This is a genomic window from Faecalimonas hominis, assembly GCF_054660755.1.
The window spans coordinates 63,391-78,726 of record NZ_BAAHSH010000025.1; the positions used below are offsets into that span (position 1 = coordinate 63,391).

The following is a 15,336-nucleotide window of genomic DNA, read 5'->3' on the forward strand; positions in this document are numbered from 1 at the left end:
AGAAATGGAATTAAATGCGGATACGGTCATCGTCGGTACAGGCGTTGCGGGATTATTTTCCGCTTTGAATTTATCAAAAAAGAAAAAAATTATTATGATTACAAAAGCGGATATGGAGAGCAATGATTCATTTTTAGCACAGGGCGGCATATGCGTTCTTAGAAATGAAAAAGATTATGATAGTTTTTTTGAAGATACAATGAGAGCGGGCCATTATGAAAACAGAAAAGAGTCTGTAGACATTATGATTCGTAATTCACGGGAAGTTATTGAAGATTTGGTGGGTTATGGTGTAGAATTTGAAAAGAGAGACGGGGACTTTGCTTACACGAGAGAGGGAGCCCACTCAAAACCACGCATTTTATATCATGAAGATGTTACGGGAAAAGAAATTACAAGTAAACTGCTTGCGCAGGTAAAGCAACTTGAAAATGTAACAATATATGAATATACAACAATGACGGACATCATAGAAGAAAATGGAAAATGTATTGGAATAGAGGCGAAAAGAGAAGAAGAAGAGTTGCGGATCTATGCGAAAAATACGATTTTGGCAACGGGAGGGATTGGAGGAAACTATAAACATTCCACAAATTTCCCTCATTTAACAGGGGACGCCATTGATATTTCAAAAAAACACGGTATACGGCTGGAACATTTAGACTATGTGCAGATACACCCGACAACACTGTATTCTAAAAAAGAGGGAAGAAGATTTTTGATTTCGGAATCCGTGCGCGGGGAAGGTGCAGTGTTATATAATAAAAGCAAGGAAAGATTTGTCGATGAATTACTTCCAAGAGACGTGGTGGCAAAGGCAATTCAAAATCAGATGGAGAAGGACGGCACAGAGTATGTGTGGCTTTCTATGGAGCATATTCCGAAAGAAACGATTTTAAACCATTTTCCAAACATTTATCAGAAATGTCTCGACGAGGGATACGATGTGACGAAAGAGTGTATTCCGGTAGTTCCGGCACAGCATTATTTTATGGGAGGTATCTGGGTGGACGGCGACAGCCGCACATCTATGCCGAATTTATATGCGGTGGGAGAGACAAGTTGTAACGGTGTACATGGAAAGAACCGCCTGGCAAGCAATTCCCTGTTGGAAAGTGTTGTGTTTGCCAAGAGAGCGGCAAAGAAAATAGAGAGAGAAGCAGTATAGGAGAAAAGAAAATGAATACAATTACAATGAATTTACAGGCAGATAAATTGATTCGGGAGGCGCTTTGCGAGGATATTTCAAGTGAGGACGTGACGACAAATTCCGTGATGAAAGAAGCGGTTATGGGTGAAGTTGATTTGTTATGCAAAGAGGACGGTGTGATTGCCGGGCTGGAAGTATTTGAAAGGGTTTTTCATCTGTTAGACGAAAATGTAAAGGTAGAATTGTACTGTAAAGACGGTGATAAGGTGAAAAACGGACAGTTGATGGGAAAAGTGACAGGGGACATTCGCGTACTTCTTTCGGGAGAGAGGGTTGCATTAAACTATTTGCAGAGAATGAGCGGTATTGCAACTTATACGAATTCCGTATCGGCTCTTTTGGAGGGAACGAAGACAAAACTATTGGATACAAGAAAAACAACACCAAATATGAGAATTTTTGAAAAATATGCCGTGCGCGTAGGCGGGGGATACAATCACCGCTACAACCTGTCTGACGGAGTGCTTTTAAAAGATAATCATATCGGGGCAGCGGGAAGTGTGACAAAAGCGATTGAAATGGCGAAAGAGTATGCTCCGTTCGTAAGAAAAATCGAGGTGGAAGTAGAAAGTATTGAGATGGTAAAAGAAGCGGTGGAAGCGGGAGCAGACATTATCATGTTGGATAATATGTCTCCGGAAGAAATGGAAGAGGCAGTGCGTATTATAGACGGAAGAGCGGAGACAGAGTGTTCGGGAAATGTGACAAAGGAGAATATCGGGCGTCTGACTTCTATAGGGGTTGACTATATCTCCAGTGGGGCGTTGACACATTCAGCACCAATTTTAGACATTTCCTTAAAAAATCTTCATGCAGTTTCTTAGTGAGGAGAAAATAATGACAGGTTCAGAGAGAAGAGAAGAAATTATCAGTCAGATACAAAACAGTACAACGGCAGTTTCGGGGAAAAAACTTGCAGCGGCATATGACGTGAGCAGGCAGGTAATTGTACAGGATATAGCGTTGATTCGTGCGATGGGATATGATATTATTTCCACAAACAAAGGATATATTTTGAACGCTCCAAAGTCGATAAGTAAAATATTTAAAGTGCGTCATACAGATGAACAGTTGGAGGAAGAACTGTGTGCAGTTGTTGATAATGGCGGCTGCATTGAAAATGTAATGATAAATCATAAAGTATATGGGCATATGGAAGCGAATCTTCAGATTAATTCGAGAAGAAAGATAAAGGAATTTATGGAAGAAATACGCAGCGGAAAGTCAAGTCCGCTGAAAAATATTACTTCCGGTTATCACTATCATAAAGTGAGTGCGGACAGCAGGGAAACTTTGGAGATGGTGGAAAAAGAGTTGAAGCGAAAAGGATTTCTAATTCAAACGGAGTATGGGGAAAAAGAAGATGGAATTAATGTTTCCCGGTCTGTAGGGAGAAATTGTTTTGCATTACAATCAGATTTAAAACTAAAATAAAATCGCAGTAATCAAAAAAGGCGGGGAATCCGCCTTTTTTGATAGAGAAATTTATTCGATTGTAATCAGTCGTGGTTCTTCAATTGCTTTCGGTGTATCTTTCGGCACCTGTAAACGAAGAATACCGTCTTTAAAAGCGGCTTTAATATCTTCTTGCGCTACCTGTTCTCCCACATAAAAACTTCTGTTGCAACTTCCGGTATAACGTTCTTTACGGATACAGTTTCCCTTTGCGTCTTTTTCTTCGTTTGTCTGGTTTTTCTCAGCGGTGATTGTCAGATAACCGTTTTTCAAATCAGCCTTAATGTCTTCTCTGGCAAATCCCGGAAGTTCCATTTCTATTAAATAATTACCATCTTGTTCATGAATATCGGTCTTCATAATCTGTGAAGAGGCATTCTCAAAAGGACGAGTAAAGAATGGGTCTTTAAACATTTCGTCAAATAAATCATAATTTCTGTTTGCTAATAACATAGGTCATACCTCCTTGAAAAATACATTGTTTTATTTGTTCTATATATTGTATAACACATGGCGATGATAATGTCAACACTAATTTCAAAAAAATAAAAGAATCCAAGTTGACAAAAATGAAAGAAAGTATATAATGAAACATGAATAAAGTTCTAAAAAGAACAATTCTAAAAAGAACTATTAAGGGAGGAGACTGTTATGCAGCGTGCGACGGACATACTCTTGCTAATCCGCGGGTTGGGCAAATTAAATGATAAATGTTTGGAAACTGTGAGAAAAGAGTATGAACTTTCTCAAATAGAAGTGACAATCATGGGATTTCTTCATAACAATCCCGGAAAGGATACGGTGGGAGAGATTGCATACTGGCGCATGCTTCCGAAAGGAAATGTGTCACAGGGGGTAGAATCTCTTATTCAGAAAAGGTTATTACAGCGTATCTGCGACAAAGATGACAGGAGAAAAATACATCTTCAAATTACGGAACAGGCGAAGGACATTGTTCGGGGAATCGACAAAGCGCGGAAAAAATATGATGAGAAGATTTTTCTTGGATTTTCGGAAGAAGAGAAAAAACTGTATTTTCAATTAAATGGAAAGATACTGGAAAATGTTTTTGAAGGATTGGAAAGGAAAGAGAAAAATGGAGCAGAATAAAGATTTTCTTGGAACAGAGCCGGTTGGAAAGTTACTATTAAAATTAGCGCTTCCAACAGTGGCAGCACAGATTATTAATATGCTTTATAATATTGTAGACAGAATTTATATCGGACATATTAAAGATGTAGGGGCATTGGCTTTGACCGGTGTGGGTGTATGTATGCCGTTAATTATGATTGTTGCGGCATTTGCAGCACTGATCAGTAATGGTGGCGCTCCGAGAGCAACTATTTTCATGGGAAAAGGAGATAAGGAATCTGCGGAGAAAACATTGGGTAACTGTTTTTCTTTACAGATTGTTATTTCCATTTTACTGACGACAATACTTTTAGTATTTAACAGGCAGTTTCTAATGGCGTTCGGTGCAAGTGAAAATACGATTGAATACGGTGTAAGTTACATGAACATCTATGCTGTCGGTACAATTTTCGTGCAACTGACATTAGGCATGAATGCGTTTATCACTGCGCAGGGATTTGCAAAAACGGGAATGCTTTCCGTTTTAATCGGAGCGGTTTCTAATATTATATTGGACCCGATTTTTATTTTTGGTTTCAATTTGGGAGTAAAGGGAGCGGCGCTTGCAACCGTTATCTCACAGGCATTATCCTGTATATGGGTACTGTGTTTCTTATTTGGAAAGAAAACGCAGTTAAAAATAAAAAGAGGTTATATGAAATGGGAGAGGAAAATTATTCTTCCAAGTTTGGCATTGGGACTTGCCGTTTTTATTATGCAGGCAAGCGAAAGTGTAATCTCTGTATGCTTTAACTCTTCCTTATTAAAATATGGTGGCGATATTGCAGTAGGTGCGATGACGATTTTAACAAGTGTTATGCAGTTTGCAATGCTTCCGCTTCAGGGACTCGGACAGGGAGCGCAGCCGATTATCAGTTACAACTATGGAGCAAAAAACAAAAAGCGTGTAAAATCAGCATATAAATTGTTGCTGCAGGCAAGTTTTGGTTATGCCGTATTGTTGTGGGGACTGGTTATGTTATTCCCGCAAATGTTTGCAAAAATGTTTACATCTGATGCAGCATTACTCAACTTTACAAGTACGGCGCTTCGTGTTTATATGGGAGTCTTATTCATTTTCGGTGTTCAAATGGCGTGTCAGATGACGTTTAATTCACTTGGAAATGCAAAAGCATCTATTTTAGTTGCGGTAATGAGAAAATTTATTTTACTGATTCCGCTGATTTATATTATGCCGCATATTTTCACGGCAGATAAAACGATAGCGGTTTATATGGCTGAACCGATAGCAGATATTTTGGCAGTTACCTTTACCGTAATTTTATTTGTATTTCAATTTAAAAACTTACTAAATTTCTGATTATCTTTTCATAAGTTGGTAAATGCCGATATATCCCGTATTTTAGGGCTTTATCGGTATTTTCTTTTCGGAAGATACTTTGCATAAGCTGGCATTTACCAGCATGAAAATGCAACCAAAAGTAGTAAATGAGTAGTAAATATACGCTCCGATATTAACAAGCCAGTCTTTCCAGCTCTGCTTTTGCAGATTGAAATGTACCGTGTGCGTAATAACCAAGTGTCATGGTTATGTTAGCGTGTCCCATGAGATATTGCAGGGTGTTAGGGTTCATTCCTCTATTTGCCATATTCGTACAATAAGTATGCCTGAATGAATGTGGTGTGATGTTCGGTAACTTATCCGTGTGATACTTGTTATATTTCTTAATCAATCCTCGCACCATACCCTCATAGTTTCCTGCAACTTTAGGCAAGCCCTCACGGTTTAAGAATAGGAAATTGCTGTAACCACCTACAATCAGCGGTTGTGCTTTTCCTCTGCTCTTTAGTATTCTTTGGATTGCTTGATAAGCCCGTTCTGTCAATGGAAGTTCCCGTTTTCCGTTTTTGGTCTTTGGTGTTTCAATATAGTAGCCTATTTCGCTATCTTTCAATAGCTGGTGGTCTATATTGAGTATTCTGTTCTGCATATCAATATGCGTCGTCAGTCCGCAAAATTCAGAAATACGAAGTCCCGTTTCCAGCAGAAGCACAACCTCATCATAATACTTGCTGTAAATCTTGTCCTTTTCCATAAAGGCAAGCAGGCGTTCTTCCTGCTCTGGTGTAAGGATAACTTTCTGCTCCGTATCATCTTCCAGAACATCACTTAGCTTAAATTCAAACGGGTTCTTTCTGATACAGTCGTCTTGTATCGCCATGTAAAATGACGCTTTCAAGGAACGCTTATAGTTATCAATCGTTTTATAGGCATATCCTTTTTCACTCATTCTGATAGCCCATTCTTTAGCGTCCGATTGCTTCACAGTATCAATCGCCCTCATACCCAACGGGTCGTTTTTCAGAGCGTTCATAAGATACTGTCGTCCTTTTTCAGTAGCCCTTTTGATGTTCTTTCTTTGGCTGTTCTTCTTGTCGTAGAGCTGGCAGACTGTCATTTTACCGCCGACTGTGTCGATACCGTCGTTAAGGTCTTTTTTTATCTGTGCTTCTTTTTCCCTCAACGATATATCATCACGCTTTCCAGCAGGTGTCTTGTCTGTCGGTACAAGTTTCCAAGAATAGACAAATTGTGGCTTTCCGTATATATCGGTATATTTATAAACGTATCTTCCGTCTTTTCGCTGGCTCTCTCCATTACGCAAATTGCGATTTTTACCGTCTTTTCGTTTTACATTAGACATAGTGTAAAGCTCCTTTCCGTCATGGAATGAGCCGTGATACGCTATATTTATTATACCATATCTACGGCTCAATGACATTAGATTTCGTCCAATGTATCTATGATTTTTTCAAATTGTTTTCGCTTAATCTGAATACGGTTACCGTTCACGATAACCCAGCCAGCGTCAATATTTTCTTCGGCTAATTTACGCAATTTCTTTTCGCCAATGCGGAAGTATTTGGACGCTTCTTCAATCGTCAGCGTATATTTTTCCCAGATAGGCACATCAGTATTGTTCATAATCTATGCACCCCCTTTACTGTGTGTCATTTTTTACAAGCAGGCAGACGGCTTTGGAAAGCTCCGTTAGTATCTCAACTATTCCCATTCTTGTGGGCAGAACCGCACCATGCGGACGTATCATTATTCTGTGAGGATAGGTCGTGGCAAAACGACTTTTCCAACAGTCGCTCTCGGATCACTGCGTGGGTCGCTCGCTTTCTTTTGAAAAGGTCGTGGCGTACAGTCCCCGTGGCTCGCTATCTCACAAACGTATCTGTCTGCTTTATTCAGTTGTCAAAGAGCTGTGGCGAAAGCGTGTTGCTTTCATGTAAAAGCAGGGGCAGAGCAGGAAAGAGGGGATTGAACAAATCATGCTCTGCGGTTACTGCTTGTTATTCTTCGGTTTCTAAAGGAATATCAAAGTCCAAAATCATTTTGATAAGTGCTTCTCTGATACGTCCTTTTAATTCCATGTCTACGACTATGCAGACATTACCATATTTGTCGTAGAACGGACGCAAACAACATTTTGATATGTACGGGTCATACAACGCCAGTATCTTTTCAATCGCATTTACGTTGCCGTCCACAGCCGACGAAATAAGGTAAAATGACGGGCGTGTGTTATTCATCATTCATGTTCTCCTTTAATTTTTTCTTGATTTCTTCAAGTGAGTTCTTCCTACTGCGGAACGACGTTGAACGGTTAATCTTTAATCTGTCGCCGATTTCTGTATCGCTCATGCCTAAGAAGAAATACATCAACAAGATTTCTCTGTCTTTTTCAGACAGATACTTAATCGCTTCTGCTAAATCATCATCAAGGACACGAACCTCAATACCACATACATCAAAGGCGGTATAATCGCTTTCGTATTCGTCCCAGACTGCCAGCTTTTCTACGACGATTTCTGGAAGTTCACAATAGGAAATTTCCTTATTTCTTCGTCGCTTTAATTCTTTGCGATAATTACGGACAATGCCTTTCACTACACGTTTGAGCTTGCAGTCAAATTGACATTGTATTGTCTTTTGGAAGTCCGACGGTTTCATATCATCACACCCCCTTTCCGTTATGACGTGAAAAGTGTTTATCCCTCTTTCCGCACCATATCTGTACAGCAAGGTGTGATTTGTTGCATGATTTTGAAAAAAAATGAAAAAATTTTTTCGGGTACAAAAAAAGCCCGCACAAAACATATAGTCTGTACGAGCTATTAAAGCTGTGAGATATTCAGTTGTTAATAAAATGCTGTTAGGTAGTGTATGACCGTATAAGATTATGCTTAAAACTTTCCATGACACAAGCCCCCTTACAGCACTTGATTTCTATTAAACTTTTGTCTTTTTTGTAATCTTGTAAATATATTCTTCTGGAGTAGGGCGTTTATTTCCAAAATACTTTCTGAAATTCTCCTGCACTTCTGGGTCGGTGCTGTTCATAGCTTCATCAATCGTCGCTTCAATATCAGCTCGAACATCAGCTAATGACACACCGCCAGCTTTTGCACCAGCTTTCAATGCTTTTTTAATATCTCGTTTTTTAAGTCCTATCATAGTATTACCTCGTCACAATTTACTGAATGTTTTAGAAATGTTTTTCAAAATGCTTATATAGAATAATCCCTAAAAATGTTTGCAGTAGGAATAAACCAAATATAATGCCTATAATCCATGCTTCAATATGAAGTAACGCAAGTACAAAAGCAACAAACAAGTACACGAAAGTCATTAACTGATATACTAAAGAACCAGCTTTCATTCTTAAAAATATTTTTCTTTCATCAACATTATTGATGTGATTTTCTCTATTTATATTTTGTAATTTTTCTTTATTTTTTGGCATTTCATAATAACAAATTTTCAATAATTGAACACCAGAAGCAAAAGCTAAACCGAACCCCATTGCGTAAAAAAGTGTAGCGTAATAATCAGTATCAATAACGAAATATCCAAAACATATAAAGATTATACCTATAATAATCTCAATGATAAATGATAATTTTTTCTTCATTGTTAATTCCACCTTTCAAAAGACTACATTTTCTGTATTAAAAAAATCGTTTTATGGTTGTTCAAATTATCCTGAATGTAAGTTTACTTTAGCTGAACATTTTAGAAAGAAAAAACTAACCAAAACGAATGTAAAAGAATTACTGGAGGGAAAAGAAACCCTGGTAAAAGGAATCAAAAACAAAGAGAAAAAGCCCTACAATGCCGTTGTAAAAATTGGGGAAAAGGGATATATTGATTTTATATCTTTCTCAAAATAAACATAAAAGCCCTTTAAAGAGGGCTTTTATATATTAATCACAAATCACTTATCACAAATCACTTATCACAAATCACAAGTGATTTGTGATTGTTGATGATAAAATAAGAATAAGAAGAAATAGAAAGAAGTGAGTGATTGTGGGAAATTTAGGCGCACAAAAAGAAAAACGAAATGATACACCAATCAGTGCAAAAAAAGATATAATGGGAGATAAGACGGTTCGTGTTCGTGCTGACTTGCACCATATCATAAAAATCGAAACAGCAAAGAATGGCGGAAACGTAAAAGAAGTTATGGAAATAAGACTTAGAAGCAAACTTAAGAGTGTGTTGATATTGCAGTATCTTAAAATTTTGTGTATAATAGGAATTGAAGTTAAATTAGATGCTAAAAATTTGTAATTAAGAAGGAGGGATTCGTCATGTTGGTATTCCAAATGCGTAATGTAGATAAAACATCTACTGTTTTGAAACAGACTAAAAACAGTGATTACGCAGATAAATAAATACGTTAGATTAATTCCTACCAGTGACTAATCTTATGACTTTTTAAACAGATAACTAAAATTACAAACAAATCGTTTAACTTCTGTATTTATTTACAGATGTAATCACTTCAGGAGTGATTACATGAACAAAAATATAAAATATTCTCAAAACTTTTTAACGAGTGAAAAAGTACTCAACCAAATAATAAAACAATTGAATTTAAAAGAAACCGATACCGTTTACGAAATTGGAACAGGTAAAGGGCATTTAACGACGAAACTGGCTAAAATAAGTAAACAGGTAACGTCTATTGAATTAGACAGTCATCTATTCAACTTATCGTCAGAAAAATTAAAACTGAACATTCGTGTCACTTTAATTCACCAAGATATTCTACAGTTTCAATTCCCTAACAAACAGAGGTATAAAATTGTTGGGAGTATTCCTTACCATTTAAGCACACAAATTATTAAAAAAGTGGTTTTTGAAAGCCATGCGTCTGACATCTATCTGATTGTTGAAGAAGGATTCTACAAGCGTACCTTGGATATTCACCGAACACTAGGGTTGCTCTTGCACACTCAAGTCTCGATTCAGCAATTGCTTAAGCTGCCAGCGGAATGCTTTCATCCTAAACCAAAAGTAAACAGTGTCTTAATAAAACTTACCCGCCATACCACAGATGTTCCAGATAAATATTGGAAGCTATATACGTACTTTGTTTCAAAATGGGTCAATCGAGAATATCGTCAACTGTTTACTAAAAATCAGTTTCATCAAGCAATGAAACACGCCAAAGTAAACAATTTAAGTACCGTTACTTATGAGCAAGTATTGTCTATTTTTAATAGTTATCTATTATTTAACGGGAGGAAATAATTCTATGAGTCGCTTTTTTAAATTTGGAAAGTTACACGTTACTAAAGGGAATGGAGATAAATTATTAGATATACTACTGACAGCTTCCAAGAAGCTAAAGAGGTCCCTAGCGCCTACGGGGAATTTGTATCGATAAGGGGTACAAATTCCCACTAAGCGCTCGGGACCCCTTGTAGGAAAATGTCCTAAGTGTGGCAACAATATTGTATTAAAAAAATCGTTTTATGGTTGTTCAAATTATCCTGAATGTAAGTTTACTTTAGCTGAACATTTTAGAAAGAAAAAACTAACCAAAACGAATGTAAAAGAATTACTGGAGGGAAAAGAAACCCTGGTAAAAGGAATCAAAAACAAAGAGAAAAAGCCCTACAATGCCGTTGTAAAAATTGGGGAAAAGGGATATATTGATTTTATCTCTTTTTCAAAATAAACATAAAAGCCCTTTAAAGAGGGCTTTTATATATTAATCACAAATCACTTATCACAAATCACAAGTGATTAATCACAAATCACTTGTGATTTGTGATTCTTAATGATACAATATTACTATACAAAAAAAGAATGGGGCGTAGTTATGGAGAAGGAAAAACTAAAAATACTTGAAGAATTAAGACGTATTTTTATCTAAATAACGAGCTGTTATAACCCATGTAATTTGTCCGATAGCAATAACTCCTGCTATCGAAAAAAACACAACTTTACTCATATATCCCATAAAGACAAGAGCAAATAATACAAGAACCAATAATGTAAGTGTTACTTTATAAGCATTCGCAAGAGAAGCATTAGTAATTGCGATATTTCTTTCATCATTTTCTAATATTTGCATTTCTTTTGTTGGCTTACTGAATATATCACAACCCATAAAAATCAATATTATTCCAATAAGCGTTGTACCATAGACAACCAAATCTGGACGAGGTACGGGCAATAGTTGGTGTACGCCTAAACCATAAGTTAGTAAACCACCTAAAAAGATTATTACACCGATAAATAATTCAACTTTTTGTATCTTATGTTTCATTTGCTTTCCTCCTCATAAATAAATATTTCTTCAATACTCATTTGAAAGTACCTTGCAATTTTAAAAGCTAAGATAATAGAGGGATTGTAGCGTCCATTTTCTAAAGAGCCTATTGTTTGACGAGATACTTCAAGAGCAGTCGCTAAATCTTCTTGTTTAATACCTCTTTGTTTTCGTAATTCTTCTAAACGATTTTTCACAACATACCCCTTTCTTGAACAAATGGAAAGTTTGCTTTCCTTTTCTAATCTTATGATACTCCTGCAAGTAAAGAATGTCAAGCAAACTTTCCATATTTTATTATCCTACAATCTTCCAGTTGCTATCCTTATGTAGCACAAGTTCATACTGCGATATTTGTGTAGCCTTTGTCTGATTATCAAGGAATTTCACAGCAACTTTGACTTTCACATTGTCCCCGTCCTTTGTAAAGATAGGGTTTACCAGTTCAGCATAAATGTAGTCCCTGCCGATAGGCTCAAGCACATTTCCCGATACATAGTAGGCAAGCTCTTTTTCTGTGGCTGTCGGGTACAGCTTAAAGAATGTTTCAAGAAATGCAGTAGCGTCATTGACGGTATCAGCGTCTACACTTGCATTTGCTTCTGGTGTCTTAGGCTCATAATCTGATTTCTCGATTGCTGGTGCAAGGGTAGGGTTCTGAACGATTACCATATCCCCGTCAGCGTCTACATGGACTTTTACGGTATAGGTTGCTTTCACATTGCTTGTCTGTTCTCCCTCTTTTATCTGCTGATCCACTTCGTAGGTAGCAGAAAAAGTGTCCGTTCCCGACTGTTCAATACTCCATACAATCACATCTGTAACTGTGGAGCTGGTCGGTATATCGGTTCTAATGGTATCCACATTCAAGTCCTGCAATTCCTTTGTCAGATAACCGCTGATTGCCTGCGTCCTTGCTTCAATCGCTTCTTTGCTGTTACTCCATGTGTAGTAGGGCTTTGCAAAGTTCTTCACAAAATTTTCTATCCCGTTGGTGTCCTGCAAGCGAAGCTCTATGATTTCTTTTTCATGGGTCGTGTGCTGGTCGATAGCCGTAAAATTCTTATACGCCCCAAAGCTCACGCTTGCGATAAGCACCACCCACAATGCAATCACGGATTTTTTATGTGTGCCTACCTTGAAAGTACGCACCTTTTTTTCTTTGGGTTCTTTGATAGTTTCTGTCTGTTTCTTATTCTTTCTAAACATGATGAAATCCTCACTTTCTATTGTTTTACTCGTCCTGCACCGATTAAGTGCTGTTGCCAGTAACTACTACTTAGGTCTGCATATCCTATCGGGTCGCCTGCGTGGTACATCTGTGTCGGCGAAACAAGAATACCGACGTGTGTTACATAACTTCCAGCGTTATAGGTAGAATGGAAAAATACCAAGTCCCCAGCCTTTGCCTGCGAAAGTGGAAGATGTTGGGTTGCGTCATACTGTGCTTGTGCGGTTCTCGGTAAGGAGATACCAGCTTTTCCATAGCACCATTGCGTCAGTCCCGAACAGTCAAAAGAAGTGTTGGGATTGCTACCGCCATACACATATTTCCAGCCTTGATATTTTAACGCTTCATTCATGACCTTTTGTGCCAGCTCTCCCGATACCTGCGGAACAGTTAAATACTGATTGACTAATTCGACGTAAAATTGATTGCCATACTGATACCGCCAACCCCCGTTCTTCGCAACGGCTATCGGGTTGGTGTAGGTTACTTTCTTTCCACCCGATTTCTCACGGGCGAAGCTCTCTGCAAGGTTAAAGGTGTGTTTCTTTCCTTTTCCTGCCACATATCCCACATAACCACCGCCATAGTTATAGGACTGTATCGCTACATTCAAATCGTCGATACCTTGATTTTTACAGGAAGAAAGCAGGGACGCAAAATACTTACACCCCTGCTTGATTGAGCTTTCCGTATCTAAAGAGTTGGGCGGTAAACCAAGACTTTCTGAACTCTGCATAACATCTTCTGCCGTACCGCCACTTTCTACTTGAATGATATCAACGGAATAGCCCATATAGATACCCGTAGTTTCCCCTAACTGCTGGGTCGCACCAAAACCAAGACCTGCCAAGAAATCTGATTTTACATACTGCACGTAGTCATTGATATATCGCTTGCTGGCAGGAAGAAATTCAGAATGAAGCCCCAGCATATCCCCAGCAGGACGCACCAGCTTTACATTGAGGTCGTCGTAAAAATCTTTGACTTCATCACAACGGCGTTTTAATTCGTCCAAATCATCAGCCGATACACGCACTACATAAGAGAGCTTATACATACTTTCTTTTGTCTGGTCTAAGTCCGTTTCCAGCTCATCCACGCTGTCTAATGCGTCCACCACATTTGAGCTTGTTTCACTTCCTGCTTGATAAGCGTGATTGTCAAGGTCTTTCAATTCCTTTTTCTTGTTGCGGACGGTTGTTAATGCTTTACGGTTCTCCACGATTTCTACATTCATAGAAGTATCAACGGGGAATGTGAATTGCTGTTGCTGGAAATAGAAGATTTCAGACGACGGAAAATCAAGCTCGCCAACAATCGCATTGACGGTAAAGTAGGACACATAGCTTTCCCTGTCCTCATGTTCCAATCGCAAATACCGCTGGCTTTCCTCAATCACACACCTTGTCGGACGGATAAGGTCGTAGTATTTTATCAGCGTTTCTTTCTGTAATTTCTTCTTTGGTAGCTGGTACTCATAATCTTCATAGGCGATACCGTCCCTGCCGTAAAGATGTTCCATGAGATACCCAAAATCATGGATTTCCAAGCGACGCACCTTAAAGCGACGGGAGATTTTATTTTCCAGCAACTTTTCCATTTTCATATAACGGTTGATTTCATCATTCGGCATGGAAACAAAGTCATTCATCAGCGTGTGGTTCACTTCATGGAGAAATTCCTTGAATGTCAGCCACGCCGATTTTTTGATGTTCTTCAGATTGAGCTGTTCTTCCGTAACCATGAGCTTAAAGCCAAGAAAAAAGCGGTAGTCCACTTGATTGTCCCCAATCATTGATACTAACGCTTCGGTCTGTTCGTCTATCTTCTGGCAGGCAACTTCCTTTAATTTCCCCGTAACCAGCTTCTTTGACTGCTCCTGCATACTTCGTATTGAGCTTTCCGTTGCAATCTGCAACGCATGAATTTTTCCCTCACGGGACTGTGCGATAAGCTGTCGGAAACTGTCATGCACTTTCCAGTTTATCCTCTAACCGTAAAAGCTGGTCTTGATATTTTCCTAATGTGATTTCACAGCGGATATGAAGCAGTCCTTTTTCCATTTGATAGTAAATCTTCGGAATACTTCCATGTAAATTCCGCACCTGCTAGAGAAGCGTTCCCCTGCGGATTGTCTTTCTGTGTTTCCATATCAATCTTGAAAAGTTCAATCAAAGTGTCCGTTACCTTTGGTGTATCAGATACTTTCAAAGTTGCTGTCTTTCCAGCTTCAACCTTTAAGGAATATACAGTTTTATCTACTTTATATCCTGCTGGTGCGGATAATTCCTTGATATAGACTGTGCCAGCTTTTACCTCTACAACATCTGTATTTCCGTTTTCATCAGTCGTAAGGGTGGCAAGCTGTTTCGTACAGTCCTTATCAGAAAAGACACCATAGGTCGCACCTGCAATAGAGTAATTCCCGTTACCGTCTGTAATGCTGGTATTACTGGAAACCTTTTGCAGTTTCGCATTTCCAACATTTAATTTCGCCCAGAATTGCCCCAATTCCTGCCCCTCGCCAGAGTAGATATAACCGCCACATTCATAGCGTCCTTTATTTTCTTTGACAAAGGCTCTTGCACCAGAGAAAACTTCGTCCTGCGTAGCCTTTGGACTTTCCTCATAAGCAACTCGCACGTTATCACCTTGCCATCCAAGATGTATGCTCAATCCCTGCCAGACTACAAGCCGTCTTAAATGGTAAG

At 38.5% G+C, this 15,336-nt stretch carries 20 protein-coding genes and 2 pseudogenes; 10 read left to right on the forward strand and 12 right to left on the reverse strand.

The annotated features are described in order from the left end of the window. Positions 1-4 precede the first annotated feature (4 nt). The 3 genes from ACYQ35_RS04600 to ACYQ35_RS04610 are packed head-to-tail and all read left to right on the forward strand — an operon-like array spanning position 5 to position 2,644. Positions 5-1,168 carry an L-aspartate oxidase gene (locus ACYQ35_RS04600; protein WP_009757436.1) on the forward strand — a complete coding sequence of 388 codons (1,164 nt, stop codon included), beginning with the start codon at positions 5-7 and terminating at the stop codon, positions 1,166-1,168. An 11-nt stretch (positions 1,169-1,179) separates the two neighbouring features. Beyond that, positions 1,180-2,034 carry a carboxylating nicotinate-nucleotide diphosphorylase gene (nadC, locus tag ACYQ35_RS04605; RefSeq protein ID WP_459830756.1) on the forward strand — a complete coding sequence of 285 codons (855 nt, stop codon included), beginning with the start codon at positions 1,180-1,182 and terminating at the stop codon, positions 2,032-2,034. Between the two features lie 13 nt (positions 2,035-2,047). After that, on the forward strand, positions 2,048-2,644 hold the full coding sequence (locus ACYQ35_RS04610) for a 3H domain-containing protein (RefSeq protein ID WP_459830758.1): 597 nt from the start codon (positions 2,048-2,050) through the stop codon (positions 2,642-2,644). Positions 2,645-2,695: 51 nt separating this feature from the next. On the opposite strand, the gene ACYQ35_RS04615 is transcribed toward ACYQ35_RS04610, so the two are convergent. Beyond that, a complete protein-coding gene (locus tag ACYQ35_RS04615) occupies positions 2,696-3,118 on the reverse strand; it encodes an Hsp20/alpha crystallin family protein (protein WP_009757433.1) in 423 nt (140 codons plus the stop codon). Positions 3,119-3,316: 198 nt separating this feature from the next. Here ACYQ35_RS04615 and ACYQ35_RS04620 point away from each other — a divergent pair, with 198 nt between their 5' ends. Together ACYQ35_RS04620 and ACYQ35_RS04625 are read left to right on the forward strand one after the other, a co-directional pair. After that, positions 3,317-3,775, forward strand: a complete 459-nt coding sequence (locus tag ACYQ35_RS04620) for a MarR family winged helix-turn-helix transcriptional regulator (protein WP_009757432.1) — start codon at positions 3,317-3,319, stop codon at positions 3,773-3,775. Then, positions 3,762-5,117 carry an MATE family efflux transporter gene (locus ACYQ35_RS04625; protein ID WP_459830762.1) on the forward strand — a complete coding sequence of 452 codons (1,356 nt, stop codon included), beginning with the start codon at positions 3,762-3,764 and terminating at the stop codon, positions 5,115-5,117. The genes ACYQ35_RS04620 and ACYQ35_RS04625 overlap by 14 nt, the downstream gene beginning before the upstream one ends. A gap of 154 nt (positions 5,118-5,271) precedes the next feature. Here the strand turns inward: ACYQ35_RS04625 and ACYQ35_RS04630 are convergent, their stop codons facing one another. The 6 genes from ACYQ35_RS04630 to ACYQ35_RS04655 form a co-directional block, all read right to left on the reverse strand. Then, on the reverse strand, positions 5,272-6,462 hold the full coding sequence (locus ACYQ35_RS04630; protein ID WP_009271880.1) for a site-specific integrase: 1,191 nt from the start codon (positions 6,460-6,462) through the stop codon (positions 5,272-5,274). A gap of 77 nt (positions 6,463-6,539) precedes the next feature. Further along, positions 6,540-6,743, reverse strand: a complete 204-nt coding sequence (locus ACYQ35_RS04635) for an excisionase (RefSeq protein ID WP_004613735.1) — start codon at positions 6,741-6,743, stop codon at positions 6,540-6,542. Between the two features lie 374 nt (positions 6,744-7,117). After that, positions 7,118-7,357, reverse strand: a complete 240-nt coding sequence (locus tag ACYQ35_RS04640) for a helix-turn-helix domain-containing protein (protein ID WP_025487352.1) — start codon at positions 7,355-7,357, stop codon at positions 7,118-7,120. Continuing rightward, the gene (locus ACYQ35_RS04645) at positions 7,350-7,778 is read right to left on the reverse strand and encodes an RNA polymerase sigma factor (RefSeq protein ID WP_008787630.1); all 429 of its coding nucleotides are present in this window, start codon (positions 7,776-7,778) and stop codon (positions 7,350-7,352) included. Before ACYQ35_RS04645 ends, ACYQ35_RS04640 begins: the two co-directional genes overlap by 8 nt. A gap of 279 nt (positions 7,779-8,057) precedes the next feature. Further along, positions 8,058-8,282 carry a hypothetical protein gene (locus ACYQ35_RS04650; RefSeq protein WP_008787629.1) on the reverse strand — a complete coding sequence of 75 codons (225 nt, stop codon included), beginning with the start codon at positions 8,280-8,282 and terminating at the stop codon, positions 8,058-8,060. A 31-nt stretch (positions 8,283-8,313) separates the two neighbouring features. Next, on the reverse strand, positions 8,314-8,739 hold the full coding sequence (locus tag ACYQ35_RS04655; protein WP_008787628.1) for a hypothetical protein: 426 nt from the start codon (positions 8,737-8,739) through the stop codon (positions 8,314-8,316). Here ACYQ35_RS04655 and ACYQ35_RS04660 point away from each other — a divergent pair. The 5 genes and pseudogenes from ACYQ35_RS04660 (at position 8,714) to ACYQ35_RS04680 (ending at position 10,797) form a co-directional block, all read left to right on the forward strand. Then, entirely contained in the window at positions 8,714-8,998 is a 285-nt protein-coding gene (locus ACYQ35_RS04660; protein WP_008787627.1) for a topoisomerase C-terminal repeat-containing protein, read from the forward strand. The genes ACYQ35_RS04655 and ACYQ35_RS04660 overlap by 26 nt on opposite strands. Before the next feature lie 205 nt (positions 8,999-9,203). Further along, positions 9,204-9,373: pseudogene (locus tag ACYQ35_RS04665) on the forward strand (MLS leader peptide). A gap of 48 nt (positions 9,374-9,421) precedes the next feature. Further along, positions 9,422-9,505, forward strand: coding sequence for a 23S rRNA methyltransferase attenuation leader peptide (locus ACYQ35_RS04670; RefSeq protein ID WP_001814874.1), 84 nt, complete (start codon positions 9,422-9,424; stop codon positions 9,503-9,505). A gap of 124 nt (positions 9,506-9,629) precedes the next feature. Further along, the gene (gene erm(B) / locus ACYQ35_RS04675) at positions 9,630-10,367 is read left to right on the forward strand and encodes a 23S rRNA (adenine(2058)-N(6))-methyltransferase Erm(B) (protein WP_001038792.1); all 738 of its coding nucleotides are present in this window, start codon (positions 9,630-9,632) and stop codon (positions 10,365-10,367) included. A gap of 145 nt (positions 10,368-10,512) precedes the next feature. Continuing rightward, positions 10,513-10,797, forward strand: coding sequence for a topoisomerase C-terminal repeat-containing protein (locus tag ACYQ35_RS04680; protein ID WP_002326770.1), 285 nt, complete (start codon positions 10,513-10,515; stop codon positions 10,795-10,797). A gap of 177 nt (positions 10,798-10,974) precedes the next feature. On the opposite strand, the gene ACYQ35_RS04685 is transcribed toward ACYQ35_RS04680, so the two are convergent. From ACYQ35_RS04685 to ACYQ35_RS04705, 5 genes and pseudogenes are all read right to left on the reverse strand, one after another. Then, the gene (locus ACYQ35_RS04685) at positions 10,975-11,391 is read right to left on the reverse strand and encodes a hypothetical protein (protein ID WP_008787625.1); all 417 of its coding nucleotides are present in this window, start codon (positions 11,389-11,391) and stop codon (positions 10,975-10,977) included. Beyond that, the gene (locus ACYQ35_RS04690) at positions 11,388-11,591 is read right to left on the reverse strand and encodes a helix-turn-helix transcriptional regulator (RefSeq protein ID WP_008787624.1); all 204 of its coding nucleotides are present in this window, start codon (positions 11,589-11,591) and stop codon (positions 11,388-11,390) included. The genes ACYQ35_RS04685 and ACYQ35_RS04690 overlap by 4 nt, the downstream gene beginning before the upstream one ends. Before the next feature lie 100 nt (positions 11,592-11,691). Next, positions 11,692-12,603: a conjugal transfer protein gene (locus tag ACYQ35_RS04695; protein ID WP_008787623.1), complete on the reverse strand. Its 912-nt coding sequence runs from the start codon at positions 12,601-12,603 to the stop codon at positions 11,692-11,694. Between the two features lie 17 nt (positions 12,604-12,620). Further along, on the reverse strand, positions 12,621-13,418 hold the full coding sequence (locus tag ACYQ35_RS04700; RefSeq protein ID WP_459830781.1) for a C40 family peptidase: 798 nt from the start codon (positions 13,416-13,418) through the stop codon (positions 12,621-12,623). Between the two features lie 1,289 nt (positions 13,419-14,707). Next, positions 14,708-15,336, reverse strand: a pseudogene (locus tag ACYQ35_RS04705) (MSCRAMM family protein); the annotation flags it as partial.

Bases quoted from the DNA above. Each gene is read 5' to 3' on its own strand.
- ACYQ35_RS04615 (WP_009757433.1), bottom strand. From the start codon at position 3,118: ATGTTATTAGCAAACAGAAATTATGATTTATTTGACGAAATGTTTAAA.
- ACYQ35_RS04630 (WP_009271880.1), bottom strand. From the start codon at position 6,462: ATGTCTAATGTAAAACGAAAAGACGGTAAAAATCGCAATTTGCGTAAT.
- ACYQ35_RS04625 (WP_459830762.1), top strand. From the start codon at position 3,762: ATGGAGCAGAATAAAGATTTTCTTGGAACAGAGCCGGTTGGAAAGTTA.
- ACYQ35_RS04645 (WP_008787630.1), bottom strand. From the start codon at position 7,778: ATGAAACCGTCGGACTTCCAAAAGACAATACAATGTCAATTTGACTGC.
- ACYQ35_RS04610 (WP_459830758.1), top strand. From the start codon at position 2,048: ATGACAGGTTCAGAGAGAAGAGAAGAAATTATCAGTCAGATACAAAAC.
- ACYQ35_RS04635 (WP_004613735.1), bottom strand. From the start codon at position 6,743: ATGAACAATACTGATGTGCCTATCTGGGAAAAATATACGCTGACGATT.
- ACYQ35_RS04640 (WP_025487352.1), bottom strand. From the start codon at position 7,357: ATGAATAACACACGCCCGTCATTTTACCTTATTTCGTCGGCTGTGGAC.
- ACYQ35_RS04685 (WP_008787625.1), bottom strand. From the start codon at position 11,391: ATGAAACATAAGATACAAAAAGTTGAATTATTTATCGGTGTAATAATC.
- ACYQ35_RS04650 (WP_008787629.1), bottom strand. From the start codon at position 8,282: ATGATAGGACTTAAAAAACGAGATATTAAAAAAGCATTGAAAGCTGGT.
- ACYQ35_RS04670 (WP_001814874.1), top strand. From the start codon at position 9,422: ATGTTGGTATTCCAAATGCGTAATGTAGATAAAACATCTACTGTTTTG.
- ACYQ35_RS04655 (WP_008787628.1), bottom strand. From the start codon at position 8,739: ATGAAGAAAAAATTATCATTTATCATTGAGATTATTATAGGTATAATC.
- ACYQ35_RS04700 (WP_459830781.1), bottom strand. From the start codon at position 13,418: ATGGGCTATTCCGTTGATATCATTCAAGTAGAAAGTGGCGGTACGGCA.
- ACYQ35_RS04600 (WP_009757436.1), top strand. From the start codon at position 5: ATGGAATTAAATGCGGATACGGTCATCGTCGGTACAGGCGTTGCGGGA.
- ACYQ35_RS04620 (WP_009757432.1), top strand. From the start codon at position 3,317: ATGCAGCGTGCGACGGACATACTCTTGCTAATCCGCGGGTTGGGCAAA.
- nadC (WP_459830756.1), top strand. From the start codon at position 1,180: ATGAATACAATTACAATGAATTTACAGGCAGATAAATTGATTCGGGAG.
- ACYQ35_RS04695 (WP_008787623.1), bottom strand. From the start codon at position 12,603: ATGTTTAGAAAGAATAAGAAACAGACAGAAACTATCAAAGAACCCAAA.
- ACYQ35_RS04660 (WP_008787627.1), top strand. From the start codon at position 8,714: ATGATAAATGATAATTTTTTCTTCATTGTTAATTCCACCTTTCAAAAG.